At 70.9% G+C, this 2,203-nt stretch carries 3 protein-coding genes; 2 read left to right on the forward strand and 1 reads right to left on the reverse strand.

Annotated features, from left to right (window positions below; genetic code table 11):
- Positions 1–419: pyrroline-5-carboxylate reductase family protein (locus AX685_RS06400; RefSeq protein ID WP_331710157.1), on the forward strand; the 419-nt coding region annotated here is incomplete at its 5' end.
- 226 nt (positions 420–645) lie between these two features.
- Here AX685_RS06400 and AX685_RS06405 read toward each other — a convergent pair.
- Positions 646–1,137 (reverse strand): MarR family winged helix-turn-helix transcriptional regulator, encoded by a 492-nt coding sequence (locus AX685_RS06405; protein WP_231738629.1) that lies wholly within the window; start codon positions 1,135–1,137, stop codon positions 646–648.
- A gap of 82 nt (positions 1,138–1,219) precedes the next feature.
- Between AX685_RS06405 and AX685_RS06410 the strand changes: the two genes are divergently transcribed.
- Positions 1,220–2,203, forward strand: a 984-nt coding sequence (locus AX685_RS06410) for a branched-chain amino acid aminotransferase (RefSeq protein ID WP_066486615.1), incomplete at its 3' end; no start/stop codon positions are given.

Genomic DNA, 2,203 nt, shown 5'->3' on the forward strand with positions numbered 1-2,203 from the left:
CGCCCGCCGCCCCCGCCGACCCGCGCGCGACGGTCGATCGGCTGATGGCGCCGCTCGGACTGGTCGAATGGTTCGACGATCCCGCGCGCTTCGCCGCCGCCGGCGCGCTGTCGGGCACCGCGCCCGCCTTCGTCTTCCGCGTGATCGACGCGCTCGCCGCCGGGGGCCGCGCGATCGGCCTGTCGCCGCAGGAAGCCGCCGCCGTCGCGCTGGCGGCGGTGGAGGGCGCCGCCGTGATGGCCGCCGCCAGCGACCGCACGCCCGCCGCGCTCGCCGATGCGGTCGCCAGCCCCGGCGGCATGACCCGCGAGGGGCTGAACGTCCTCGACGCCGACCGCGCGCTCGACACGTTGTTCGAACGCACCCTCACCGCCGTCGCCCGCCGCGGCGCCGAAATGGCCGCCGCCGCCAAGGGGTGACGGGGCAGGGCGATCGGCTTTTCCGCGCCGACGCCCCCGCGCCGCGCAACCGTCGCGTCCATGTCGCGCAACCGTCGCGCCCCACCGCGTCGCTGTCCTACATCCCCGCTTGGCGCCATAAGCAACGACGCTCTTTCTCCGTCGTGAAACCGCCCGCCCGCGCGTCGGGCACGCCATTCCCGCCGGCGCCGCGTCCGGTGTGCCAGCGTCTCAACTTTCGCAACATTCAGCCTTTGCGCAGCGCCTCGACGCGCGGCATCTCGTCGGGGGGGATCAACCCCTCCAGCACCGCCCAGAAACCGCTGACCGCGCCCTGGCCGGCTTGCGAATAGGCCGCCGACAACCGCTCGCGCAGCGCATCGTACAGGCTCGCTTCCAGTTCCACCCCGCTCGGCGTCAGCCGCAGCAGCCGCTGCCGCCGGTCGCGCTCGCCCGGCCGCGTCTCCACCAGTTCGCGCTCGATCAGTTCGTTCAGCACGCGGCCCAGCGATTGCTTGGTGATCGCCAGCAGCGCCAGCAGGTCGCTGACCGGCATGTCGGGCTTGCGCGCGATGAAGTACAGCGCGCGGTGGTGCGCGCGGCCCAGCCCCTGCCGCGCCAGCCCGCGGTCGATCGACCGCGTGATATGGCTGTTGCCGAAGTACAGCAGTTCGATGCCGCGGCGGATCTCCGATTCGCGCAGGAACAGCGGGGAGGCGGATTGGGTAACGGCAGCCATGTTGACCGGCTTTGCCATCGGCCCTAGGTCACCGCAACCCGGCAAACGGCGGACAACCACCGTCCTGCCGCATCCGTCGACCATGGCATGGGGGCAATTTTCCGTGACTTTCGCGTTCGAACCGCATCCCGCACCGGTGACCGCCAGCGAACGGGAAGCGCGGCTGGTCGATCCGGCGTTCGGGCGCGTCTTCACCGATCACATGGCAATCCTCCACTATAGCGAGGACAAGGGCTGGCACGACGGCGCGATCACGCAGCGCGTGTCGCTGACGATGGACCCGGCCTCCTCGGTGTTCCATTACGCGCAGGAAATTTTCGAGGGGCTCAAGGCCTATCGCCTCGACGACGGCGGGCTGGCGCTGTTCCGTCCCGACGCCAATGCGCGCCGCTTCAACGCCTCGGCGCGGCGCATGGCGATGCCCGACCTGCCCGAGGAGCTGTTCCTGGAATCGTGCGAACGCCTCGTCCTGACCGAGCGCGACTGGTTCCCCGCGATCGAGGGCGGGTCGCTGTACCTGCGCCCGTTCATGATCGCGTCGGAGGCGTTCCTGGGTGTCAAGCCGTCGGCCGAATTCCTCTACATGGTGCTCGCCTCGTCGGTCGGCGCCTATTGGAAGGGCGGGGCGCGCGCCGTGTCGCTGTGGGTCAGCCACGACTATACCCGCGCCGCGCCCGGCGGCACGGGGGAGGCCAAATGCGGCGGCAATTACGCCACCAGCCTCGTCGCGCAGCAGGAGGCGATCCGCCGCGGCTTCGACCAGGTGGTGTTCCTCGACGCGGCCGAGCGCCGCTGGATCGAGGAGCTGGGCGGCATGAACATCTTCTTCGTGTTCGACGACGGCTCGATCCAGACGCCGCCGCTGACCGGTACGATCCTGCCCGGCATCACCCGCGATTCGATCCTGACGATCGCCCGCGACGAAGGTCTGGTGGTGCGCGAGGAACCCTATGCCATCGACCAGTGGCGCGCCGATGCGCAGAGCGGCCGGCTGGTCGAAAGCTTCGCCTGCGGCACCGCGGCGGTCGTCACGCCGATCGGCCGCGTCGCCGGCCCGGATTACGAC

It is taken from the genome of Sphingomonas sp. CCH9-F2 (assembly GCF_001556735.1).
Lineage (GTDB): Bacteria > Pseudomonadota > Alphaproteobacteria > Sphingomonadales > Sphingomonadaceae > Sphingomonas > Sphingomonas ginsenosidimutans.